Here is a 22,794-nt window from a genome sequence, read left to right as displayed (position 1 = left end):
GGGTTTTAACAGACCATGAGGTTTAACATGTCGAACCATGAGGCTTCCCCGACTGCCGCTGCGGAACTGCTGGCAAGCATCCGCTCACAGGCCACCACCAATCACTTCCAGCACGCCGACGACGCCGCCTTCATGGCAGAGCGCGATCTCACCGCAGCGGGGAAGTACCAGATCCGTGAGCGGATCCTGATCGAGCGCGCAGTGATCCGTAAGGCGGTGTCGGACCTGATCGCCGAGGGTTACGCGATTCAGGTTCACAACGGTGAAGAACTCGCGGTGACCGGCACCCGTGACGTGGGCACGGTGATGGCGGCGATCATGCAGACCGATGAGGATCGCCTGTACCTGCTGAACATCGAAGGCCCGGCGTATGCGCCCAAGATGACCCGCGCGGGCTGGGTCCACCTTGTCTACGGCAACGATGGCTGGGACGTGATGAGCGACTACACGACCAACCTGGGCGACGCGCTGACTGGCGCGGGCGATCTTGCTGATGCACTCGGGGAGACGCTGTGATGGGCATCGCCGTCTACCTGCATGCGGAAGAGACCGCCACCATCCTCGCCGCGCTGCGTTACTACCAGAAGCATGGCCAAGGCAGCCCGGAGAACCGTAGCGACGAGATCCACGAGATCGCCACCGGTGGCGATGAAGGCCTTACCTCGCTGGATGACGAAGGCATCGATGACCTGTGTGAGCACCTGAACATGGGTGACGACAACTGGCAGACGATCATGGCGGCACGCGACCGGCTGCATGAGGTGTTGCATGACCCCGATGGCGGCGACCTTGGGGACGAATGCGATGCGGCCGGCAACCTCGTGGACGCACTCGACGCGTTCCGCGCCTCCCACGGAGATCCGTGATGACGGATGACTCGAAGGCTGCGACCTGGATCACGCGGTACGTGTGGGAGATGGCCGCGGTATTCGGCCTGATCGGCCTTGGCCTGGGCTTCGTGCTCGGCTGGGCAATAGGGGGGCTCGATGACACCCCCACCACCACCACCCGGCGCCGCCGGGATCGCTTCACCTCGCCGGGCACCGGCCCGGACCCACCATCACACGCCCATGAGGTTCAATATGCGACACCCTCCCGCGTTGACGCTCGCTCAGGCGACCAGGTTGGCCAACCTTGAGGCCGGCTTGGCACGAGCCATCGATCAATCCCACCGTGAAGGCGACGTTGCACCATTCCGCGCCTTCGAAGTGGCCCACTCGCCGGAGCTGGAACTGCTGCGCGCCGGCGCCGCCGGCGTCGACATCGACGTGCAGGAAATCGACGCGCAGCGCTGGAAAGACCAGCTCAATGTGATGCAGCCAGCCCGGCACGTGGTGCTGGACGTGGAGAACATCGAGACGTTCACCCCGCGCGAGCCTTACAGCGGTGGACTCTTCCACCGCTATGTGCGCATCGGCAGGCATTGCTACCAGCTCGTGGCCCACCAGCTCGAATCGCTCGAGAGCATGGTCAAGCGCATTAGCGACTACGAGGTGGCAAAGGCGGGCGTCGCTGCCCAGGGCGGTGCCGCATGAGCCGCAGCGGATACAGCGACGACTGCGACACCTGGCCGCTGATCTGCTGGCGCGGCGCCGTTGCTTCGGCGTTGCGGGGCAGGCGCGGGCAGCAGTTCCTGATCGAGCTGCGTGACGCGCTGGACGCGATGCCCGAGAAGCGCGTCATTGCCGAGGAGCTGCAGGATGCCAGCGGCTGCCACTGCACGCTCGGTGTCATCGGCGCCAAGCGTGGCCTGGACATGACCGGGCTGGATCCATCCGACCGCGCCGCAGTGAGCCAGGCCTTCGGGATAGCGGAGGCGATGGCGGCGGAGATCGTCCACGAGAACGATGATGGTGAGTGGCGCAGGGACAAAGAGACGCCCGAGGCCCGGTGGACCCGGATGCGTGAGTGGGTCGAAGCACAGATCACGAAGGCAGGTGAGCCATGAGTGGCCCGAACATCGAGCGCTTCGTCAACGCCATCGCTTCGGACCTCGAGGAGGGTGGGTTCCGCGAGGTCACCGGCACCAGGCTGCGCCGGAATTTGACCACCGCCGTCGAGGCGGCCCTGCCGATGTTGAGCGAACAGGCCAACGGTACTGAACTGTTGGCCACGGCCTCCCCAGCCTTACAGGCGGATCGCGCGCAGTTCGATGCGTGGATGAAGTCTGCGGGCTGCTATAGCAGCTACGGATTCAACCGCATCGAGAATATGTGGGAGGCCTGGCAGGCCGCGCAGTCCGTGGCCACTGTGCCGCAAGGCTGCGACGCATGTGATCGAACTGGTATCCGCCAGAACGATGAGGGCCGCAACATCTTCTGCCCGGACTGCGACTTGGGCAGAGCCTGCGAAGGCCTTGGCCCGCGTCAGCAGGTGGGGCAGCCCATCGGCGAAATCGTCTATTCCGGCGAAGGGGGCCTGCAGATCGAGTTCTACGATGGCAAGCCGTTGGCTCCGATGAAGCTCTACGCCGGCCCGGCCGCGCAGGCCATGGTGCTCGAACGCTACGACGCCGGCCTGCTGAGCGACGTGGGAGGGGGTGACACCGCGTGGTGGCTCGACTACCTGCGGTCGGAGCTGGCCCGCGCCCACGATCACTACCAGCACCAGGTGAACCCAGCAAAGGAGGCCGGCCATGGTTGAGTCGGCCCTGCTGCTGATCGCGGTGGTGATCGGCCCGGCCGCTGCCGGCGCGCTGCTGTACCACCTGTGGACCACCCGCCCGCGCCGACCAACGCACACGCACCAAGCCGTGGGCCAGATACCGGTGGCCCGCCGCCGCCGGCAACAGGCGCTGCGGCGCCACGTGGAGGTGAGCTGATGGACCGCGAGATCAACCTGCCGCTGTACGAGGCGGCCCGGCCCGTGCCCGAGGGTGGCTGGTACGTGACGTGGGGCTATGGGCAGAAGCCCATTGTCAGGTACGCCAGCCAAGGCCTGACCCAGTGGCGCGATGGCATGCGCGCTATCCCCATCACCCACTACGCCGGCCCGCTGCCGGAAAGGAAGACGCCATGAGCGGTCACTACAAGCTCACGACCAAGCCATACGCCTCACTCGGCAGGGCGACGCACACGATCACCTCGGCTGGCGGCATTGTCTGTGCACACGTCCACGGTGACGAGCTGCTGCCCCATGCCGAGCGACTGCTGGCCGATCTCAACGGCGTCCCGAATCCGTCCGCATCGCCGTCCGCATCCGAACCGGACGCGTCCCCTGTGTCCATCCGTGGGGTGCTGCAGGCGATGCTCAACGGGATGGCCAAGGCCCATGGTGCAGATGCACCCGCCACCCAGTTGGTGCGCAATGCCATCACCGATGCCGACCGTCTGGCCCTGGCCGCTGAGCAAGCCAAGGCCTACCTCGCCAGCAACGGCAGCGGCCCCGCACGCGACAAGGCATACAGGGATTTGCGTGCGGCCCTGCCCAGCTACAGGGGGGCGCTGTGATGGCCGGGCTGCAGCTCACGTACATGGGAATGCCGGTGCTGGTGTCCCACTTGGCGACGAAGACCGAGCCAGTCCGTCCGCACATGAAGGGGAAGCACTCGCCCAGCTACCACCGACGCATCAGCAAGAAGTGGCTCAAGCGGTTCGGTACCAAGCAGGTGCCGTGTCTCTACATGGTGGCTTCCCACCAGGTGGGGGTGCTGTCCTCCCCTGACACCGTAGTAGTTCATCCGGCCCTCTTGGACCGAGTAGCGGAGGCCGCTCGCTATGGGTAAGACCACCCTTGGTGTACCGCTACAGGATGCCGACGACGTTGATTTCATTGGAGCTTTGACCAATGGCGCCCGACTCTTTGACGGGATTCCAATGGTGATGCCGCTCGCCCCGGCGCGCGCCGACACAGGTAAACCGTTGGTGCCCACCTCACGTGTGCGCGAGGAGGCCGCCGATGAACAAGCCTGACGCCCGCCAAGGCTACGACTCGAGCAGCGCTCACACTCGCGACCTGATCCAGCGGACGGGCCTCACCTACGCAGCGGTGGCACAGCGCCTCGGTTGCAGCGTGCGGTCGCTCGAGCGATGGGCGGGGCAAGGCGGGTCCATCCCGTATCCCGAGCACTACCTGCTCGAGTGTCTGGCCGACCGCCGCGTCGCCAAGCCGAAGAAGGCAGCACGCTTGCCCAAGGGCGCACCGGCCCGCAAGGCGCACCCGCTGGCCGGTTTGCTTGGCCGGTAGGTTCAACATGCTTGACCTGGCGCACCCCTATCCATTACGTTTCCCCACGCTGGCGTAGTTCCCCCTGCTGCCAGCTTCCCCAACCCTCGGTCAGTCTGCGCTGGCCGGGGGTTTTTCTATTAGCGGGATAGAGCAGCCCGGCAGCTCGACGGTTTCATACGCCGTAGGTCGGTGGCTCGAATCCACCTCCCGCTACCACGTTCTTCGGCCAGCGCCCGGTAGTCACGGTCGCGGCGATACCCGCGCATTGGCCGTCGTGAGACGCGCCGCGTGGGTCCAGCCTCTCTCCACTCGCAAGGTGATGCACAGCTCCGCTGACGCAGCGGACCGTGCCGGGCGCTGGCCGAACTTCCTCGAGGTCCACATGAAATCCATCGCAACCTGGCTGCGGCGCTGGCAGGAGCCGGTCGTCTGGCTGCCGGCCTTGGCCGTGATCGCTATCGCTGCATGGGTGGTGCTGGGCGCACTGGACCCGGCCTCCACCGTCGATGTCGTAGCTCGCTTGATCGAGCTTCCGATCCAGACCGCGTACGCGATCGCTGCGCTCGGGCTGGCCTGGCTGGCTCGCCGCCGCCAGCGCCGCCAGCTCACCAAGGAAGAAGGCCAGGAGCTGTGGGCCGGCATCGTCGCCGGCCGTCGCGGTCCGCTGATCGTCTACATCACCGACACCATCGTGTGGATCGCATGCGTCGTTCTGCTGCTGCACTTCTTCTCGCCCTGAGCCTGGGCAGCGCGCACGGCGCGCAGCGGGTGCTCGATGAGGTGCCATCGGCCATGGTCCGTGCGCGGGAAGCGGTGCAGTCCATCGTCCCGCCGGCGCCGCTGGTGCCGGAGCAGGTGTCCGACGCGGCCGTGGCCCACATAATCCGCTGGGAGATCACCAGCGCACGTCACTACGAGCAGCGCCTGCGCTGGCCGGTGTGGCCGGGCGGTGCGTCTGGCATCACCTGGTGCGTGGGCTACGACGGCGGCCACCAGACACCGGCAGTGATCGGCCGCGACTGGGCAAAGCACTACGCGGTGCAGCGCCTGAGCACCACCGCCGGCATCACCGGCCAGGATGCACGGGCTGTCCTGCCGCGCTACCGCGACATCACCACGCCGTACAGCTACTGCGAGCAGGTGTTCCGCGCGGTGACGCTGCCGGCGTACCACCGGCTGGCGAAGCGGACGTTCTCCAACGGCTGGGATCGGCTGCCGCCGGACGCGCAAGGCAGCCTGACGGCAACCGTCTACAACCGTGGCGCCAGCATGGCCGGCAGCCGCCGCAGCGAAATGCGCGCACTGCGCGACGTGTGCGTGCCTGCGGCCGACGTGGCCTGCATGGCGCGCCAATACCGCTCCATGTGCCGCCTGTGGCGTGGGACCGTCAACGAAACCGGGCTGTGCAACCGCTATGAAGATGCGGCCCGGCTTGCAGAGGGCCGCGCCCGATGAGCGACATGCAGATCCACCGCGACATGGGCCGAATGGAAGCGACGATCAAGGCTCAGGGAGAGCAGATCACGACGCTGGTGCAGCAGCAGAAGGAAATGCAGGCCCAGGTGCAGGAGATCCACGACGTGCTCACCGAGGCGCGCGGGAGCTGGAAGACGCTGCTGATGGTCGGCGGCCTGTCGTCGTTCATCACCGGCCTGCTGTTCAAGATCGCCACGGTGTTCAGCAAATGATTGCGCGCCTCGAGGCCTGGTGGGCTGCATGGAAGTGGGTGGCGATCCTCGCCGCGCTGAGTCTGGTGCTGGCCTCGCTCAACGTCTGGCAGGCCTACCGCGCCGTGACGGCACCGATGCGGTTCGAGAACGAGGCGTTATCGGCCAGCCTGCGCGCTGTCACCGGCATTGCCGAACAGCGCACACGCGACGACGCGAAGCTGATGGCCGACCTCGAGCGCATCGCTGATCGAGGCCAGCGCATCCGCATCGAGTACCGATCCATCGCAGCCAAGCAGCCGCTGCCGGAGCAGTGCGCTCCCGGCCAGCAGCGTGTGGACGCGATCAACCGCGCCCTCAGCGGCGCAACCAACCAGGAGTCGTCACCGTGACCCCGAAGACCCGTCAGTTCCAACCCCAATACCTCGAGCAGGAACTGGAAATCGCCCGCACGGAAGCCAGCGTTGCCAACCTGGCCGCGCAGGCAAAGGAAGCCAAGGCAAAGGCATGGTTCTATCGCTCCCTCGCACTGCTGGCCTTCGTGCTGGCACTCGAGGTGCTGCTGTGAGCCGCATCACCTTGGCCGAGATCGAGGCCGAGATCGTTGGCGAGTTCTACGCCAGCGGCGCCGGCGCTTTCAGCAACAACTACCTGGCGAAGGAGCACTACAGTGCGCTCAACCAGGTAACGCTGTGCGTGCTGATCCTTCGCAACGGATGCAAGGTGATCGGCGTGAACTACGGGGCCATCGATCCGGCGGACTTTGATGCAGAGATCGGGCGCGCAGCGGCGCGCGAGGAGGCCATCGACCAGTGCTGGCCGCTGCTGGGGTTCCGTCGACGCGATCAACTCACCTCTGTCCGCAGTGCTGCGCTCGCAGCGGGCACGATGGCTGCTGCTGGCGCCGGCTACAGCTTCTCCGGCGACGTTGATATGCCGAAGGTCATCAAGCCGACCGTGGGCCGCAAGGTGTGGTTCTACCCAGGCGGCGGCATGTGGCCGGCCGGCATGCAGGCGTTCCCGACCAGCGATTACGACGCCGGCCGGCAGCAGCCCATGGATGCAACCATCGTCTACGTCCACGGCGACCGGCTGGTGAACCTGCGCGTGATCGACCACGCCGGCCATGCCTTCCCCGTCCGTGCCGTGCAGATGATGCAGCCGGGCGACGAGTGCTGCGCCGCCGGCCACCGCGCCGAGTGGATGCCTTACCAGGTTGGCCAGGCCAAGAAGGCAGGTGACGCGTGAGCGCTCCCTCGCCGCCGTGCGCGCCGCCATCCCTCGCAGCCGCCGGCATCAGCGCCGGCCGTGAGGACGTAGTAGCGCTGGTGACGCTGGACGCCCAGTTCGCCGAGAGCGGGGAAACCACGCTCAGCGCCCAGCAGGTGCAGCGCTTGGCGGACCTTGGCTGGGTGGAGGAGGGCGACGAGCCCGACGAAATCAGCATCAGCATGCTCGGTCAGGACGTGTTGGCCGAGATCGACCGGCAGGTGGCCACCATCACCCCGATCATCACCGCCGGTGCCACCGGCGAGAGCCAGGGCTGAGCCATGCGCACTGCGCTTATCGCCATCGCCGTCGCGGCGCTGCTGGCCGGCTGCGGCCGGATCACGCGCCCGGTGCCGGCGCAGTGCAACGAAATCTGCCTCCTGCCGTGCACGGTTAACGGTGACGCCGGTGTGCGGTGGGAGGCAGACCCCAACAACGCCGAGGCGTGGGACGAGCTGGGTGGGGAGGTTGTGCCCACCCTGATCGGAAAGCTGCAGACCTGCGAGGTCCGCCGCGGCGCATGCGTCCAGTGCCTGCAGCGGCTGGACAAGGCCGGAATCATCCACCTGAAATGAGGACACCCCATGGCGCTTGACGACTACACGATCCTGGTATCGGACACCCCCGAGGGCTTGGCCGCCAAGGTGAAGGGCGCTGCGGCCGCCGGATTGCTGCCGTTCGGCAGCATTGCCGTTGACGTGAGCCAGAAGCACTTCGCCCAGGCCATGGTGAAGGGCGACGTTGCTGGTGGCGGCGGTGGAGGTGCCACTCTGCCGATCACTGCCGACAACATCACCGACGCCAGCTTGGTCGGCAAGCAGGTGTTGACGGCCGCCGACCAGGCCGCAGCGCGCACGGCCATTGGTGCGGGTACCGGCACGTCCAACCTGGCTATCGGCGCGACTGCGACCACTGCAGCGGCTGGCAACCACACCCATGGTGCCGCCACCACCGCTGCTGCCGGCTTCATGTCCGGCGCCGACAAGGCCAAGCTGGATGGCATCGCAGCGAATGCCAACGCCTACTCACTGCCGGCTGCAGGCGCAGCCATCGGCGGCGTAAAGCAGGGCGTGGCTGTTGCTGATCCCACGAGCGAGACGGATGTCGTGGCGCAGGTCAAGGCCTTGATGGCGTCTCTGCGTGGGTCGGGCGCGCTGGCGACCTGATCGGCATAGGATCGACGTGAGCACGGACGTACTGGCCGGTGCACCTGCGCAGGTGATCGAGGCGTACAAGCGGCTGGGCGGGAAGCTCAAGGCGTTCGCGCTCGCCTTGCCGATGGCAGGGAGCCAGACGGAGGCAGCATTGAAGGCCGGGTATGCCGAGAAGACGGCCAAGGCCAACGCTTCGCAGTTCGCCGCGAACCCGGATGTCCGGATCGTGCACGATTACCTGGTCGGCTCCGTGGTGCGGACGGCGGAGATCACCTTCGAGCGCTGCATGGCGGAGCTGGCCAAGCTGGCATTCGGCGACCCTGCAGCGCTGTTCGGTGAGGATGGCGCGCTGCTGCCGCCCCACGAGTGGCCCAAGGATGCGGGCGCGATGATCGCGGAGGTGCAGCAGATCGACCTGTACGCCGGCGTGGGCGACGCGCGCGAGAAGATCGGCGTCACCAACAAGATCAAGTTCGCCGACAAGCATGCGGCGCTGCGCACAGCGCTGCAGCTCATCGATGCATTCCCGGACAAGAAGAAGAAGGTGGAGCACACCCACCGCGTCGGCGTGGTGGTGGTGCCGGCGAAGACGGGGCAGGGCCAGTCGGCAGGCCTGCAGGATGCGATCGAGGGCTCCGCGCAGCGCCTCGAGCAGCCGCAGCGCAAGGGCAACGCGCCGGCGTTCATGGTTCGCCGGGTGCAGTCGCTGGCACAGCAGGGCTGAGCCGTGAGCCTCGACTACCCCGCCGAGGACATCGTGTGGCAGCCCACGCCAAAGCAGTCCGATTTTCTGGCCTGCGACGACTACGAGGTGCTGTACGGCGGCGCTGCCGGTGGCGGCAAGTCGGATTCGCTGCTGATCGACGCATGGTGCCTGCCCTGGAACGGCCCCCAGCACCCGCAGCACCGCGGCATCCTGTTCCGCCGCAGCTTCCCGGAGCTGAAAGACCTCATCGACCGGTCACACGAGCTGTACCCGCAGTTCATCGAGGGCGCTTACTACGACAAGATCGAGCACCGCTGGAAGACGCCGTGGGGCGGCATGGTCGAGTTCGGCTATCTCAACGCCGACAACGACCGGTTCAAGTATCGAGGCCGCGCGTGGAACTACATCGGGTTCGATGAGCTGACGCTGTGGCCAACCGCGACCTGCTACCTCTACCTGATGAGCCGCAACCGCACCACGGCGCGGGATCTGCCCAGGTACATGCGTGGCACCACCAACCCCGATGGCGTGGGCCAGCGCTGGGTGATGGAACGGTGGGGTATCGAGGAGGACGGCGGGCCGACGTGCCTGCCGGTCTCCATGATGTTCGAAGAGGAGGACGGCGAGGGCGGCTACCGCGAGGTGCCGAGAACCTTCACCCGTCGATTCATCCCGGCGAAGCTGGCCGACAACAAGCACCTGCGCGGCACCGGCTACCGCGAGACGCTGATGATGCTGCCGCCGGAGGAGCGCGATGCGCTGCTGGCCGGTCGGTGGAGCGGAAACCGCGTCGAAGGTGCTTTCTACTTCCGCGAGCTGCAGGCAGCACGCGCGCAGCAGCGCATCGGCAAGGTGCCGTTCGTACCAGGCGTTCCGGTCAACACGTTCTGGGATCTCGGCTACAACGACTTCAATTCGATCTGGTTCCACCAGCAGATCGGGCTGACCAACCGCTTCATCCACGCGTACCAGAACAGCGGCTACGACATCTCGCACTACACCCGGTACCTACAGGCGCTGGGCACCGAGCGCGGGTACGTCTACGGCAAGCATTACGTGCCCCACGACGCGGCCAACACCTCGCTGCAGACGGGCAAAACCATGATTCAGCTCTTGCGCGAGCAGATGGCCGGGCAGAGCTTCGAGATCGTGCCGCGCGTTGACCACGTTCTGGTCGGCATCAACCAGACCCGCGCCGCGTTCGCGGGCTGCTGGTTCGATGAGGAGGAATGCGCCGATGGCCTGGCCTCGCTGGCGGCATACCGGAAGCGCTTCAACAAAGCCATCGGCGCGTTCACCGACGAGCCGATCCACGACAGCCATTCCAACTACTCCGACGCCTTCCGTCAGTACGCGCAGGGCTACAACCCTGCGGCGCTCATCACGAAGGATTCGGGCGACTGGAAGCGGCGCCTACTCGCGGCCAAGACCAAGGGCCGCAGCTACATGAGCCGCTGACCGATGAGCGACGTAACGACGAACCGCGACACCGCCCGCGACGTGTTCTGGCGGCTGGACGAGTGCTACAAGCGCGGGCATGAGGACTTCATGGCCACCGCAACGCGGCTGGACGACTACTACCTCGGCGCGGGGCGGCAGTGGGATCAAGCCATCCGGCAGGAGGTCGAGGCCGATGGCCGGCCTGCAGTTGAGGTCAACATGTGCATGCAGGCGGTGAACGCCGCCGTCGGCTACCAGATCCAGAACCGTGTGGACATGGCCTACCTGCCCAAGGGCGGCCAGGCCGATGAGCAGCGCGCCAAGGTGATTTCGAAGGTCATCAAGCACGCGCTGGGCAATACCAAGTACCGGTTCCACGAGACAGACTCGTTCCTCGACGGTCTGATCCAGCAGCGCGGGTACCTGGACCTGCGCATGAACTACGACGACAACGACGAGGGCGAGGTCAGTCTGACCACCTTCGATCCGCGCGACGTGCTGCCGGATCCTGATGCAACGTCCTACGACCCGGACAGTTGGGCCGATTGCAGCATCACGCGTTGGCTCACGCACTCGCAGATCGAGCAGAACTACGGCAAGGACGCGGCGGACGAGATCCGCGACTCATCCATGGCCTACGTCCACAACAACTGGGGCGATGAGCAGGGGATGATGCGCGACGCGTTCGGCAACATGCCGCCGAGTTACGCGATGAACATGGGCTGGTACGGCGAGGAGGGAACCTGGCGCCGCTACAGGGTTGTGGACCGCCAGAGCCATGAGTACCAGCAGACGCTGGTGGCGAAGTGGCCAGCGACCGGTGACCTTCGCATCATCGAAGGCTTCGAGCCCGAACTGATCGGCTGGCTGATCGAGCAGGGCGTGCACGTGATGCGCCGGCGCATCCGCCGTGTGCGGTGGCAGGTATGTGCACCAGAGGTGTGCGTCTACGACAAGCTGTCGCCCTACGACCACTTCACGGTGATCCCGTACTTCCCCTATTTCCGTCGGGGCAAGACGGTCGGCATGCTCGACAACGCCGCGCAGGTGCAGGATCTCATCAACAAGTTCGTGAGCCAGTACGCGCACATCGTCAACGCCAGCGCCAATGGTGGCTGGCAGGGCGAGGCCAACTCGCTCGAGAACATGACCGACGATGAGTTCACCGCGCGCGGCGGCGAAACGGGCCTGGTCCTGCTGCGGAAGCAAGGAACACAGCCGTTCCAGAAGATCGAGCCCAACCAGCCGCCGCGCGGCATCGAGAACATGATCGACTTCCTGCAGCGGAACATGCAGACGGTCACGGCGGTCAATGAGTCTGCGATGGGGCAGGGCAGCGCGGATATGAGCGGCATCGCCATCCAGTCGCGCCAATTCGCCGCACAGCAGGCGCTCGGTATTGCCCTGGACAACCTGAGCCGCACCCGGCAGATGCTGGCCGAGCGCGCTCTCAAACTGGTCCAGCGCTTCTACACCGCGCCGCGTGTCATCCGGATCGCGGAGCCCGACGAATACGGTGTGGAACGCCGAATCCCGCTGATGCTGAACATGCCGCAGGACGACGGCTCAATCCTCAACGACCTGACCATCGGCGAGTACGACGTAGAGGTCAGCGAGCAGCCCTATGCGGTCACCTTCGACAATGGGCAGCTCGAGCAGATGGAGCGGATCGTGTCGAAGATGGGCGTCCAGATCCCACCGCAGTTCATCCTCAAGGCGTCCACACTGGCGGACAAGACCGAGATCGCCAACGCTCTGCGCGAGGCGCAGGGCAAGGCGGATCCAGTTGCCGAGGCCGAGGCCGAGCTGAAGCGGGCGCAGGCGCGCCTGGCCGACAACACGGCTGTTGGCAAGGCCGTCGAGGCGCAGTTCAGCGCGCTGCGAACTGCCGAGATCATCACTGCGATCCCGCAGACCGCCGAGATTGCCGATGCGCTGCTGCGTTCCAGCGGCTTCAAAGACCAGGACGCGGCGCCGATCGTGCCGCAGCCGGCGCCGGGCGCCCTGCCTGAGCCCGAGGCGCTGCCGCCGGCATCCACCCATCCGCTCACCCCGGACAACCCGGAGGCGGGCATCACCGCCGGCATGCAGTCCCAGCAGCCGATCCAGTAACCCAGGAGTCACCACCCTATGAGCACGCAGATCCCCGACGACAGCACTCACCCGAACAACATGGACGAGGCTACCCGCCAGAACCTGTTGGCCTCCATCGATGACGACGCAGGCGATACCGACGACGCCGGCCAGACCGCTGCAGGGACCGAAGGCGCCGCCGGCGCTGCCGGTACTGGCGCTGGTGACCCCGAGGCGGCGGCGGCCGCCGCCGCTGCTGGCGTTACCAGCGGCGAGGGCGCTGGTGGTGGCGATGCAGCAGCCGGCGCAGCCGGTGCCGAAGGCAGTGGCGGGGAGGCCGGTTCCGGCGCCGCCGCAGGTGCGGCTGCCGGAGGCGCCGAGGGCGGTGCCGGTGCCGGTGGCGGTGAAGGCGGCGACGCCAGCGCTGCCGGTCAGGAGGACGACTCGAAGCCGGTCGACCGCGCGGCCTTCAACGGTGTGTTGAAGGATCTTCGCGAGACACGCGAAGAACTCAAGCAGCTCAAGGCGCAGAAACCATCCGTCGGCCAGCGGCCGGCAGATCGCGACTTCGCTGTGGAGAAGCAGGGCCTGCGGGAGAAGTGGGATGCCGGTGACATCGACACGGACGAGTACAACGAGCAGCGTGACGCGTTGGTGGTCGCCGAGGCCGAGCACCGCGCCACCCTGCGTTTCCATGAGCTGCAGGAAGCGCAGCGACAGGACACGATCCGCCAGCAGCAGGAAGCTGATCTGCAGTCCTGGAACGGTAAGGTGCAGAAGTGGGAGGCCGAAAATTCGGATTTCCTGGCCAACCCGATCCGTCGTCAGGCGGTGGCCTCATTGATGGCCCAGCTCGATGCCGAACAGGATCCGACGAAGCGCCTCAGCGACGATGCACTGCTGGATACCGTGCGCAAGCAGGCGCACGAGGCATTCAACTGGGCCCCGGCCGGCGCAGGCGGTGCTGGCAGTTCCGCAGGCGCTGGCGCGGCCAGCGTCGACCCTCGCGCAGTCGCTGCTGCGCGAGCCGCGGCGGCTGCATCGGGGACGCCGCCTCTGCCGGCCGGCGGTATGGGTAGCGGCGCGCTGGCCGGCAAGGTTAATCTGGAAGAGTTGAAGCCGGGGGAGTTCAAAAAGTTGTCTGCAGCTCAGCGTGCCGAGCTGCTGGACGGCGAGCTGTAGGGTTCAGCAGTGGAAGAAGGGCGCCGCGCCCCACGCGCGGCTCGCTCACCGAGCAGGTGCTTCGCAGCACGCGAGCTGCGTTACCAATCGCGTCCCCAGGGTGGGTACCCCACGGCTCGCAGCCCCGATCCATGGCTGCGCTTCGCGGCGACCGGCGAACAGGTCAGTCCAGACATTTCCCCATTCCGACTGATGAACCCCGCAGGGAGAACCCACCATGGGTGCAACTGACTTTGGCTCGATGGAGCCGCAAAAGAAGCTCGCGTACCGCCTGAAGGCGTACGAGGAGATGACCGACAAGTTCTTCTTCACCAAGCTGCTTGGCAAGGAAGGCTCGGGCGCGATCGAGCACATCACCGAGCTGTCCAAGAACAGCAAGGGTGAGGCCGGCGCGTTCTTCCACCTGATCTCGCGCATGACCGGCGGCGGTACCGTCGGTGACAACCGCCTGAAGGGTCGCGAGCGCACCCTCGAGGCCCACTGGCAGCGTGTGAACTTCGACCAGATCCGTAATGGTGTGGTCAACAAGGGCAAGCTGGCCGAACAGAAGTCGGTGATCCAGTTCCGCCGCCCGGCGCGTCGCTCGCTGTCCGAGTGGCTGGCCGATTCGTGGGAAGACCAGGCCATCCTGACCGCTTCCGGTATCAGCTACGGCCTGAACACCGATGGCAGCCCGCGTGTCACCCCGGAAGGCCAGGATCCGTGGACCGACCTGGACTATGCGGCCGACATCCGCCCGCCGAGCAAGAACCGCCACTTCCGCTACTCGAAGACGCTGGGCCTGGTGGCTGGCGATACCAGCGCGATCGTGGCCGACGACAAGCCGGCCTACGCCATGCTGCCGTCCATCAAGGCCAAGGCCAAGATGAAGCGCATCACCCCTCTGAACATCGGTGGCAAGGACTACTACATCCTGCTGGTGCACGAAGAGACGATGGCGCACCTGTACCGTGATGCCGACTTCCGCCAGTGCCTGGTCGGTGGCGACGTGCGCGGCGAGGCCAACAAGATTTTCTCGGGCGCCGTCGTGACCATGAACGGGCTGGTGATCCACCCGTACACCCGCACCTTCAGCACCACCGGTGCAGCCAACAGCAACAAGTGGGGTAGCTCGGGCACTGTCGACGGTACCCGCTCGCTGCTGCTGGGCGCGCAGGGCCTGGCATTGGCCGACCTGGGTGCACCGGACTGGGACGAGGAGACCATGGACTACGGCAATCGCCAGGGTATCTCCATCGCCAAGATGGGTGGCTGGCTGAAGCCGCAGTTCCCCAGCTCCTACGACGGCGGCAGCGTCGAGGACTTCGGCATCATGGCGATCGACCACGCGCTGTGATCTGAAGGTTCCACATGAGACACCATCGGCCCGCAAGGGCCGATGCTTCATCCCAACGTCTGAGAGGTACATCCAATGAGCAAGACGCAGAGCGACACCCAGTTCGGGCGCAAGGTCGTGATCGACCTGGGCGTCAAGAACATCGGCGCCGGCAACGAGATCACCGTCAAGCTGCCGCAGGGCGCGATCATCACCGCGGTGGCGCTGCTGACCGTGGTCGCGTTCAACAGCGGCACCACCGCGACGGCCACCATCAGCGACGGCACGACCAAGTTCGCTGATGCCGTGGACGTGAAGTCCATCGGCAGCGAAACGACCGCCAACGCTCCGAAGCACTACGCAGAAGGCGGCACGCTGACCTTCTCGCTGGCGCAGACCGGTACCGCTGCCACCGCTGGCCGCGCACTCGCCATCGCCGAGTACGTCGTCGTCGGCGGCGGCGACGAAATCTACGGCTGATCCACGGGGCCGCCTTCGGGCGGCCCTCTCTTTATCACTTCGGAGTCACCACCATGAAATTCCGTCACCCCGATGGCGTGCGCCTGGCCTTGTCCAGCGGACACGTCACCCTTGTCGGTCCCGACTGGCAGCCCCTGCAGGAGATGTTCCACCAGGAAGCGCTGACGAAGGGCTGCGAATGCGACCAGACCACGATCCGGACGCGAACCCTCGAGCCGGCGGTCGCCGGTCCGAATGCCGTCACCCCGCTGGATGAGCGCGCCAAGATCCGGAAGGCGTTGATCCTGATGGTGGAGCGCAACGGCGAGGGCGACTTCACCGGCAGCGGCGCCCCGAACATCAACATCGTCAGCAAGGAATGCGGCTTCCGCGCGGACAAGGGCCTCGTGCTCGAGGAATGGAATTCCATGGTGGAAGAGGCCCAGCAGGAAGAAGCTGCGCGCAAGGCTGCGGAGGCGGCCGGTGTTGCAGGCCCGGACGGCAGTGTTGCGCAGGTTGGCCAGCAGGGTGAAGCTGATGCTGGTGCCGACGGCGCGCCGGGCGCTGGCCAGTAAGCCATGAACCTGGCTGCCTTGATCGCCGAATACCGGCGGCGGGCCGATGACGAGGTGGCGCCCTTCTTCGCGGAGGGCGCCACCCTGATCGGATACGCCAACGAGGCCGTGCGGGAGGCATGCGTTCGCGCGCGCCTCCTGTTCGATGACGCGCCGCGGCCCGGCGTGACCACTTACGACGTTCAGCCCGGACAGGAGCGGGTGGAGCTGGGCGAGCTGGTGCACTGGATTGATGCGGCCAGTTTCATCCGCGCGGACGGCCGCGAGTTCGAGCTTGACCTGACCGGATTGGATTGGATCCGTGCCCACCCTGATTGGCGACGGAAATCGGCGAGCCGGCCGAAGGTGCTGGCTGATGACGGGCGCGATCGCCTGCGTATGTGGCCCACCCCCAGCGGCGAAGGAACGCTGCAGCTCGCGGTCTACCGTTTCCCGGTGAAGGAAATGGCAGCCGACGATGACACTCCTGAGATCAGCACTATCCATCACGCGGGACTGGTGGACTGGATGCTCTATCGGCAGTGGTCGCGGCCGGAGGCGGACGCCGAAGACCAGCAGAAGGCCGGCCTGGCGCTCGCACAGTTCGAGCGCACATTCGGTACCCGAGACACTGCGGACGTGATGCGCAAGCACCGCGAACGCAAGCGCGTAACCACTACCTACGGCGGCATCCGCTAAACCTGGAGCATCACCATGGCAAATACCCTTTACGACAAGGGCCGGCAGCGTTTCCTCGAAGGCCAGTTCAACTGGCTGAGCGACACCATCAAGTGCATCTTGGTGGACACCGGCGCATACACCGCAAACTTCACCACGCATGAGTTCCTGTCGGACATCCCGACCTCGGCGCGTGTAGGCACCGCCAGCGGCGTGACGCTGACGAGCAAGACCACTACCGGTGGTGCGGCAGATGCGGCGGACATCACGTTCTCCAGTGTGACCGGTCCGAGCATTGAGGCGCTGGTGCTCTACTCCGACACCGGTACCGAAGGCACCAGCCCCCTGATCGCCTACATCGACACCGCCACCGGCCTGCCCATCACCCCCAACGGTGGCGACATCATTGTTACCTGGGATAACGGTACTAACCGCATCTTCAAGCTGTGAGGGTTCGGCGATGAGCCAGAAACCCCAAACCCAGTCACTCGCGCCAGGCGGCATCGCCGCCTTTGGCGCAATGGGAACAGAGCATGCTCCTGCGATTGATCTGGCGGCCCTTTGCCGGTTGCCGCCATATCAGATGTACGTGGCCGAGCGGGAGCCGAATCACGCAGGCGCAGACGCGGAGCGCTACGCCCTGGATCGCACCGCACACGCGCAGGCTCGGGGGGAGTTGCACTGGTGGCTGGATCGCTATGTTGCCTGGCATGCGGAGAAAGGCTGCTGGTGGGGCGAAAGTCCGTTCGGCTTGACGTGATAGAGGAGACTGATTATGGCCGTGGTGGTGTCCATCAGCGACGAGCATTTCACGATGGTCGACTTCAAGACCGAAGAGCGCACGCTGGACGCCATCTATGGCCAGTGGGCGGTGGATGTGGTGGAGCCGACGACTCCGTATCCTGCGGTGGGCGGCGACGACGGCATTGCGTTGGTAGATGCTCCGGCACTGTGGTCGGGCGGTCGAGATACCATCGCTGTTGCGTACGAAGGGGGCATCGAGATTACCCCGCTGTACTTTGGCTCGAGCTCGTCGTTCACGCCGAACCTTGCCTCAAACGGCATTGACCGATACCAGAGCATGAACACCGGGCGCAGGCTTGCGCTGATCTATCACCCCGTAGGTGTCGACTCAGGTCTTTCCGAATTCTCTGGCATTCACAATTCCGGCGCGGCGCTGTTCCGTGGCGCCCACAACCGCACCGGAGAGGGCGTCAAGTTCGTTGCGCGAGTGGTACGTGGTCAGCGAATGGAGATTGCGGTTGACAACACTGCTGCCGCTGCTGGGGTCACAGTGAAGGCCATTGTGTTTGATGGAACCACCGTTGTTTCAGTGGTGAACGTTGGCACGATCCCTCGAGGCTCACGCTATCTGATTCAAGTGACGACTCGGGGCGGAACCGTGTCCGGTACGGTCGTTGACCAGGCCGGTGCGCCAGCGGCGCGCCGGGTAGTGATACATGATCGCGAGACCGGGGGCGTCGTTGGTCGAGGAATGAGCGGCGCGGATGGCCGCTACTCGATCGACGTTTCGCTCCTGCCTGGAAAGGTGATGTATGTGATTGCACTGGACGATGAGGTGGCGCCTCTGACCAACGCAGTGATCGCTGATCGCGTCGTGCTGCAGTAGCCATGCCCACCGAGGTCGAACTCCGATTTGACAGGCTGCCGACCGGGTACATCCCGGCGGATAGCCGTGTGCTCGATCTCGGTGGCGGCGGCCCGCTGGCGAATCCGCCGCCTGGCACAGTCTCCCCGTGGGGTATTGGGCGACTGCCGCTGCCGAGTGGCGCGACTGTGGTGCGTACGGTCCTACCGGATCCGAAGGTTCGAGTTGATCTCGACTTCGGCACTACGCTGCCCGGCTACATCGGTCCGCCCAGCACCGACGTTCCGCTGTCGTTCCAGCCCATCGGTGGGGTAGACCTGGGGATCTTCCCTGGCGGTGAGGTCTTCACCGTGTTGGGGCAGCCGCTGGTGCGCAACCAGCAGATGCACGTAGGCCCTGCAGGGTTCCTCGCAGGCGCTGTCGGCACTGGTGTGGTGCGGAACCATCTGACCTATGTGCGACCTGCAGGCGCAGATCAGGCCCGCTACGGCCGGCCGTTGGTAGTCAACGGCTTCCCGCAGGCATTTCCGGTAGGCATCCCGCCGAGCGGCACCGGTAGGCCGACGGTATTCAACTTCAATCAAGAGGTGCGACCGGCTGGCCTGAGCGCCTTCCGTGGGTTCGGTGAGCACTGGGTCAGCTTGGGCATTCGACGGGTCACACCGGCGGGGCTGGTGGCCACGCTGTGGGGCACGCATGCCTTCGCGGGTGGGGTGCGTTGGATCGACCTTTCCAATCGCGGTATCAATTCGGCTGCGTTTGGCAGTGCAGTTGCCTGGTTCTTCGAGCGGCAGGTGTTTCCGCTGTGGTTTGTTGCGACGCGGTATGGCAATGCACGATTGGATTTCAACCACGACGTGATCCCCGAAGGGATCGTGCCCGGCAGCGTGGGAAACCACGAGGTGCACGTCCCCCGCGTGATCGTGGACATTGCTGGACGAGGTATGGCGCCGCCACCCATTCCGATGCACCGGTTGGACAACTTCGTCCAGCGTGCGCAGCCGATCGGTTGGATGGATGGCGGCCCCAGTGAACCGGAACGCTTCGGCCGCGGCGAGGTCATCAACAGGCTGCAGTTGATCCTGCAGCTCTTCGCGCCTTCCCCCAGCGATGGTGGAGTGTTCGGATCCTTCACGCGCGTGGACAACCGGAACAAGCTCGTGCGCACGGAGGGGCGCAATCACGCGGTGATGGGTGGACCCTCGGTGGTCAACAAGGCGCGGGTCGTCCGGACCCTGCCGGATCAGGACATGGCGCGGTGGGGCGTGACGCTGGTAGCGGACCGGATCCGCAGTGTTAGGCCGCGAGGTGGGGATTCTCTGGCGTGGGGCAGCCCGCTGGGCAACATCGTCTACAACGCGGCGCGCGTGATAGCTCCTGCAGGCTGGCGGTCTGAGGCCTTCGGTCAGCACGGGCCGGTGTGGAGCAACCGCCAGTGGTTCCGCCACATGGGCGTAGACCAATCCGCGTTCGGCAGGGGAATGGTGTCGTTCCGGGTTCGTGCTGTCGCCGCATTTTCACTGCCCAACCCGCCGCCTTTCGGAGCGACGGTTGTGCAGCACCTACAGCGAACGTTGAAGGCTGAAGGCTGGGCGTCGTTCCGTCACGGGTTGGCCACGCTGCATCAGCGCTTCAACATCATCGCTGCCTGGGCAGTTCTGCCGCCGGCAAACCAGATGGGCAGCAATACCGTGCGCAACGTCACCCCAGAGCTGAAACAGATGGGGGCAGTGGCCACTCTTTGGGGCGACGCACGGGTCTATCACCGGTGGCGTTCCTTCGACATGCAGGGATTCAACGCCCAGGCCTTCGGTACGCATGTCGTAAAGGACCGGCGGCAGCCAGTGTTACCCGGTGGTATTGCACCGCGGCCGATTTCGCAAACGCATGCTGTCCGCAATGTGCTTCCGGATCCACCTGCAACGAGAACGCTCGGTGTGGTTGGGTGGGACAGCGGTGAGCGCAAGGTAGGTACGCCGATCGTGCGCGAAAATGCGATCCGGCCGGAGGGCTTCATCGCTACCCAGCACGGTATGCAACTGCTCGAGTACATGGGCATAGCGCCCATTGGCATCCCACCGCCGCGCGAAATCGGTGGTAACCAGTTCGGAACTCCTTCCCTCAATGCCTGGCGGACCATCGCGCCGGTGGGTGTGGTCGCGCCGGTTCCTCCTGTTGCAGACGTTGGGCCGCGCTACGTGTGGGCTCCGCGCGGCTATCCCTATAACACCGGCTATTGGAACGAGCTGGGCCACATCATGGATTTCTACAGTCTTTTCAATGCCAACGGCCAGCTCACCACGGAGCGTCCGGTGTGGGGCCAGGCTGGCGTGAGCCATTTCCATCGGGCGGTCACTGCTGTAGGTGTCAATGCGGGGGCGCTGGGATTCCCAGCGCTTCGGGTCAATCCCCAGTACATCCGGATGGAGGGCAGCCGATTCCAGCGTTTCGGATTCCCGAAGGTGAACGCGGGTGGTGTCGTGGAAGCCGTTGGCAAGGACCAGGCAGAGTTTGGCAGGGCCATCATCATCGAGGCCGACTATGGGCCGCGAACGGCCAAGCCGTCTGGGATCGACGGGCTCAGCTTCGGGCTTTCCGAAGTCCAGCTCTTCCATCGCCAACTGCTGGCGCGCGGCTGGGACAGCTTCACGATCAGCTCGCCGGCGGAGCCATCATGGCCGCGGAGGTCGCACTGGGTAAGCCACGCATACCCGCCGTTCAACGCGCAGGGCGCGGACATGGCGGTTTACGGATTGCCATGGGTCAGCAACGCGATTCGCTCCGTTTCGCCAGCCGGATTTGGAGACGGGGCGGTAGCTGAGTACACGCCAGGCCACTTCGCGGCGCGCATGCGTGTGCGCCGTACCGGGCGGGTTGTCGGCGCTTCGGTCGGGCCTGCCGGCAGCGCGGGTTGGCCGTCGATAAGCATGGGTACACGCTACGTCTGGCCCCGAGCGCTGGCGGCAGGTGGAAGCGGGGTTCCGCTGCTGGCGAGCACCTCCATTCTGCGCCCGAGTGGATTGCAGGCCGGCGAATTCGGAGACATCGATCGGTGGGAGGCCGGACGCGCCAAGGTGCACGGTACCGATATGGGAGCGAGCGGGAACGCGATCATTCTGCGCGGGGTGCGCACCGCCGGGTTTGCCGGGACGGTCGGCGCGCCGAGAGTTGGCCGTCCCGTCGCGCCGCACACATTCCGGGCCGACGCAGTGGGGGTGCCGACCGCCGTCGCACGCTGGTGCGGCAACAAAGCAATGGCCGCGCAGGGAAGCGCACACGGCCGAGTAGGGATTCCGAGAATTGACACAGGACAGGTGAGCCCATGACTACTCCGCTCGGCCCGTGGCCGCTGGGGATGGACAACGTGAGCGCGTCCAGCACGCTCAAGCGAGACGAGGAGGGGCGGCAGGTTGCGCTGGCCGATGCCGCGAATGTCGACATTGACCGAGACGGCAGGCCTGGGCGGCGCCGCGGCGCACGCTTGGTGCATGCGCGCGCGGACCTCCACAGCATCTGGTCCGGAAACGCCGGGGCGTTCGCGGCCGCTGGGGCAGAGCTACTTTCTGCCCCCGACCTGCAACCGATCGCGCTGCTGAACAGTGCCGACCCATGTACCTATGCAGAGGTCAATGGGGAGGTGATTGTGGGAAATCGGACGACATTGCTGCGCGTCAAAAACGGCCGCGCAGCGCCCCTCGGCGTCCCTGATGCGCCTCCGCCGGCAGCTTCTGCAGGTGAGGGCGGAGGCATGCGCATGGGGCGCTACGGCGTCGCTGTGGCTTTTGTCTCCGATCAGGGTGAGGGGGGCCTTTCATCGCTGCGGTTCGTAGACGTGCCCGACGGAGGCGGAATCATCCTGACCGCGCTGCCGACTGCGGGCGATGCTACGGCCCTGCGCATCTACCGGACCCATCCGAACGGCGAGGAGCTGTACCGAGCGGCTGAGATCCCTCTCGGCTTCCCCCGCTACCACTTGGGCAACGGGGGGCTGGACGCCGCCGCAGACACCCGAAACCTGCGTCGCATGCCCCCAGGGCAGCATGTCGCCTCGTTCCAAGGCTATCTGCTGGTAGCGCACGGAAACGTGCTCCGGTTCAGCGAACCCCTCCGCTACGGCCTGCATTCGCCGCGGCACGGTTTCGTGCAATTCCCGCACCGAATCACGATGCTTGCTGCCGTCGGGAGGGCCGTGTTTGTAGGGACGCGCGCAGGTGTCATAGTCCTGCGAGGGCCCCGCCCTCGCGAGTGGTCCCAGGACATGACGGGCGCGCTGGCGCCGATCGAGGGCGCTGTTGCTGTCGTCGCGTCCGGGGCACTACGCACTGAGCAGCCAGGCCAACGGATGGCCGTGTGGCTGGCGCCCAACGGCTACGTGCTCGGCACTGAGGATGGGACCGTGATCGAGCTGCAGGCAGATCGGATTACCGGTCTGATCCACGCTGGGGGCGCCCTGTGCGTTCACGGACGGCGCGTCGTCGCCGCAGTCGCGTAGTACGATTGCAGTCGATGGCTGGGCATAGG

The 22,794-nt window shown here is 65.8% G+C and carries 33 protein-coding genes and 1 tRNA gene; all 34 read left to right on the top strand.

The genetic code is table 11. The features are described from left to right. The first annotated feature begins 27 nt into the window (after nt 1-27). The 34 genes from ACXI0D_RS15355 (at nt 28) to ACXI0D_RS15190 (ending at nt 22,765) form a co-directional block, all read left to right on the top strand. A complete protein-coding gene (locus ACXI0D_RS15355) occupies nt 28-516 on the top strand; it encodes a hypothetical protein (RefSeq protein WP_479642244.1) in 489 nt (162 codons plus the stop codon). Then, nucleotides 516-866 carry a hypothetical protein gene (locus ACXI0D_RS15350; RefSeq protein WP_479642243.1) on the top strand — a complete coding sequence of 117 codons (351 nt, stop codon included), beginning with the start codon at nt 516-518 and terminating at the stop codon, nt 864-866. The genes ACXI0D_RS15355 and ACXI0D_RS15350 overlap by 1 nt, the downstream gene beginning before the upstream one ends. Next, complete coding sequence (locus tag ACXI0D_RS15345; RefSeq protein WP_479642757.1) at nt 866-1,138, top strand: hypothetical protein; 273 nt, start codon at nt 866-868, stop codon at nt 1,136-1,138. The genes ACXI0D_RS15350 and ACXI0D_RS15345 overlap by 1 nt, the downstream gene beginning before the upstream one ends. Nucleotides 1,139-1,145: 7 nt before the next feature. Further along, nucleotides 1,146-1,535 carry a hypothetical protein gene (locus tag ACXI0D_RS15340; protein ID WP_479642241.1) on the top strand — a complete coding sequence of 130 codons (390 nt, stop codon included), beginning with the start codon at nt 1,146-1,148 and terminating at the stop codon, nt 1,533-1,535. Continuing rightward, the gene (locus tag ACXI0D_RS15335) at nt 1,532-1,948 is read left to right on the top strand and encodes a hypothetical protein (RefSeq protein ID WP_479642240.1); all 417 of its coding nucleotides are present in this window, start codon (nt 1,532-1,534) and stop codon (nt 1,946-1,948) included. The genes ACXI0D_RS15340 and ACXI0D_RS15335 overlap by 4 nt, the downstream gene beginning before the upstream one ends. Then, a complete protein-coding gene (locus tag ACXI0D_RS15330) occupies nt 1,945-2,643 on the top strand; it encodes a hypothetical protein (RefSeq protein WP_479642239.1) in 699 nt (232 codons plus the stop codon). Before ACXI0D_RS15335 ends, ACXI0D_RS15330 begins: the two co-directional genes overlap by 4 nt. Next, complete coding sequence (locus ACXI0D_RS15325) at nt 2,636-2,821, top strand: hypothetical protein (RefSeq protein ID WP_479642238.1); 186 nt, start codon at nt 2,636-2,638, stop codon at nt 2,819-2,821. The genes ACXI0D_RS15330 and ACXI0D_RS15325 overlap by 8 nt, the downstream gene beginning before the upstream one ends. After that, the gene (locus tag ACXI0D_RS15320) at nt 2,821-3,018 is read left to right on the top strand and encodes a hypothetical protein (protein WP_479642237.1); all 198 of its coding nucleotides are present in this window, start codon (nt 2,821-2,823) and stop codon (nt 3,016-3,018) included. The genes ACXI0D_RS15325 and ACXI0D_RS15320 overlap by 1 nt, the downstream gene beginning before the upstream one ends. Then, on the top strand, nt 3,015-3,449 hold the full coding sequence (locus tag ACXI0D_RS15315) for a hypothetical protein (RefSeq protein ID WP_479642236.1): 435 nt from the start codon (nt 3,015-3,017) through the stop codon (nt 3,447-3,449). The genes ACXI0D_RS15320 and ACXI0D_RS15315 overlap by 4 nt, the downstream gene beginning before the upstream one ends. Before the next feature lie 267 nt (nt 3,450-3,716). Then, the gene (locus tag ACXI0D_RS15310; protein ID WP_479642235.1) at nt 3,717-3,911 is read left to right on the top strand and encodes a hypothetical protein; all 195 of its coding nucleotides are present in this window, start codon (nt 3,717-3,719) and stop codon (nt 3,909-3,911) included. Next, nucleotides 3,898-4,185: a hypothetical protein gene (locus tag ACXI0D_RS15305; protein WP_479642234.1), complete on the top strand. Its 288-nt coding sequence runs from the start codon at nt 3,898-3,900 to the stop codon at nt 4,183-4,185. Before ACXI0D_RS15310 ends, ACXI0D_RS15305 begins: the two co-directional genes overlap by 14 nt. Before the next feature lie 121 nt (nt 4,186-4,306). Further along, nucleotides 4,307-4,383: transfer RNA gene (locus ACXI0D_RS15300), tRNA-Met, on the top strand. Nucleotides 4,384-4,549: 166 nt separating this feature from the next. Then, on the top strand, nt 4,550-4,906 hold the full coding sequence (locus tag ACXI0D_RS15295) for a hypothetical protein (protein WP_479642233.1): 357 nt from the start codon (nt 4,550-4,552) through the stop codon (nt 4,904-4,906). Then, the gene (locus ACXI0D_RS15290; protein WP_479642232.1) at nt 4,870-5,622 is read left to right on the top strand and encodes a lysozyme family protein; all 753 of its coding nucleotides are present in this window, start codon (nt 4,870-4,872) and stop codon (nt 5,620-5,622) included. The genes ACXI0D_RS15295 and ACXI0D_RS15290 overlap by 37 nt, the downstream gene beginning before the upstream one ends. 5 nt (nt 5,623-5,627) lie before the next feature. Further along, a complete protein-coding gene (locus tag ACXI0D_RS15285) occupies nt 5,628-5,855 on the top strand; it encodes a hypothetical protein (protein WP_157635931.1) in 228 nt (75 codons plus the stop codon). Continuing rightward, complete coding sequence (locus ACXI0D_RS15280; protein ID WP_479642231.1) at nt 5,852-6,226, top strand: hypothetical protein; 375 nt, start codon at nt 5,852-5,854, stop codon at nt 6,224-6,226. Before ACXI0D_RS15285 ends, ACXI0D_RS15280 begins: the two co-directional genes overlap by 4 nt. Next, complete coding sequence (locus ACXI0D_RS15275; RefSeq protein ID WP_479642230.1) at nt 6,223-6,402, top strand: hypothetical protein; 180 nt, start codon at nt 6,223-6,225, stop codon at nt 6,400-6,402. The genes ACXI0D_RS15280 and ACXI0D_RS15275 overlap by 4 nt, the downstream gene beginning before the upstream one ends. Next, on the top strand, nt 6,399-7,082 hold the full coding sequence (locus ACXI0D_RS15270) for a Gp49 family protein (protein ID WP_479642229.1): 684 nt from the start codon (nt 6,399-6,401) through the stop codon (nt 7,080-7,082). The genes ACXI0D_RS15275 and ACXI0D_RS15270 overlap by 4 nt, the downstream gene beginning before the upstream one ends. Further along, nucleotides 7,079-7,381, top strand: a complete 303-nt coding sequence (locus tag ACXI0D_RS15265; RefSeq protein ID WP_479642228.1) for a hypothetical protein — start codon at nt 7,079-7,081, stop codon at nt 7,379-7,381. The genes ACXI0D_RS15270 and ACXI0D_RS15265 overlap by 4 nt, the downstream gene beginning before the upstream one ends. 3 nt (nt 7,382-7,384) lie before the next feature. After that, nucleotides 7,385-7,678, top strand: coding sequence for a hypothetical protein (locus ACXI0D_RS15260; RefSeq protein WP_164085148.1), 294 nt, complete (start codon nt 7,385-7,387; stop codon nt 7,676-7,678). A gap of 9 nt (nt 7,679-7,687) precedes the next feature. After that, nucleotides 7,688-8,269 (top strand): head fiber protein, encoded by a 582-nt coding sequence (locus tag ACXI0D_RS15255; protein ID WP_479642227.1) that lies wholly within the window; start codon nt 7,688-7,690, stop codon nt 8,267-8,269. A gap of 16 nt (nt 8,270-8,285) precedes the next feature. Then, the gene (locus ACXI0D_RS15250; RefSeq protein ID WP_008268771.1) at nt 8,286-8,981 is read left to right on the top strand and encodes a terminase small subunit; all 696 of its coding nucleotides are present in this window, start codon (nt 8,286-8,288) and stop codon (nt 8,979-8,981) included. Nucleotides 8,982-8,984: 3 nt separating this feature from the next. After that, nucleotides 8,985-10,421 (top strand): terminase large subunit domain-containing protein, encoded by a 1,437-nt coding sequence (locus tag ACXI0D_RS15245; protein WP_479642226.1) that lies wholly within the window; start codon nt 8,985-8,987, stop codon nt 10,419-10,421. A 3-nt stretch (nt 10,422-10,424) separates the two neighbouring features. Then, on the top strand, nt 10,425-12,515 hold the full coding sequence (locus ACXI0D_RS15240) for a portal protein (protein ID WP_479642225.1): 2,091 nt from the start codon (nt 10,425-10,427) through the stop codon (nt 12,513-12,515). A gap of 18 nt (nt 12,516-12,533) precedes the next feature. After that, on the top strand, nt 12,534-13,658 hold the full coding sequence (locus ACXI0D_RS15235) for a hypothetical protein (RefSeq protein ID WP_479642224.1): 1,125 nt from the start codon (nt 12,534-12,536) through the stop codon (nt 13,656-13,658). 217 nt (nt 13,659-13,875) lie between these two features. Next, a complete protein-coding gene (locus ACXI0D_RS15230) occupies nt 13,876-14,994 on the top strand; it encodes a phage capsid family protein (protein ID WP_479642756.1) in 1,119 nt (372 codons plus the stop codon). 75 nt (nt 14,995-15,069) lie between these two features. Continuing rightward, complete coding sequence (locus ACXI0D_RS15225; protein WP_201116952.1) at nt 15,070-15,453, top strand: hypothetical protein; 384 nt, start codon at nt 15,070-15,072, stop codon at nt 15,451-15,453. 53 nt (nt 15,454-15,506) lie between these two features. Next, nucleotides 15,507-16,007 carry a hypothetical protein gene (locus ACXI0D_RS15220; RefSeq protein WP_479642221.1) on the top strand — a complete coding sequence of 167 codons (501 nt, stop codon included), beginning with the start codon at nt 15,507-15,509 and terminating at the stop codon, nt 16,005-16,007. Between the two features lie 3 nt (nt 16,008-16,010). After that, the gene (locus ACXI0D_RS15215; RefSeq protein ID WP_479642220.1) at nt 16,011-16,685 is read left to right on the top strand and encodes a phage adaptor protein; all 675 of its coding nucleotides are present in this window, start codon (nt 16,011-16,013) and stop codon (nt 16,683-16,685) included. 15 nt (nt 16,686-16,700) lie between these two features. Then, nucleotides 16,701-17,114 carry a hypothetical protein gene (locus ACXI0D_RS15210; RefSeq protein ID WP_479642219.1) on the top strand — a complete coding sequence of 138 codons (414 nt, stop codon included), beginning with the start codon at nt 16,701-16,703 and terminating at the stop codon, nt 17,112-17,114. A gap of 10 nt (nt 17,115-17,124) precedes the next feature. Beyond that, a complete protein-coding gene (locus ACXI0D_RS15205; RefSeq protein ID WP_479642218.1) occupies nt 17,125-17,424 on the top strand; it encodes a hypothetical protein in 300 nt (99 codons plus the stop codon). Nucleotides 17,425-17,439: 15 nt separating this feature from the next. Continuing rightward, complete coding sequence (locus ACXI0D_RS15200) at nt 17,440-18,294, top strand: carboxypeptidase-like regulatory domain-containing protein (RefSeq protein ID WP_479642217.1); 855 nt, start codon at nt 17,440-17,442, stop codon at nt 18,292-18,294. A gap of 2 nt (nt 18,295-18,296) precedes the next feature. Next, nucleotides 18,297-21,599 carry a hypothetical protein gene (locus ACXI0D_RS15195; RefSeq protein WP_479642216.1) on the top strand — a complete coding sequence of 1,101 codons (3,303 nt, stop codon included), beginning with the start codon at nt 18,297-18,299 and terminating at the stop codon, nt 21,597-21,599. After that, on the top strand, nt 21,596-22,765 hold the full coding sequence (locus ACXI0D_RS15190; protein ID WP_479642215.1) for a hypothetical protein: 1,170 nt from the start codon (nt 21,596-21,598) through the stop codon (nt 22,763-22,765). Before ACXI0D_RS15195 ends, ACXI0D_RS15190 begins: the two co-directional genes overlap by 4 nt. Nucleotides 22,766-22,794 lie beyond the last annotated feature (29 nt).

This window comes from Stenotrophomonas sp. C9D9 (assembly GCF_056491205.1).
The sequence above is the reverse complement of the archived record's forward strand: the minus strand, read 5'-3'. Positions and strand labels throughout refer to the sequence as shown.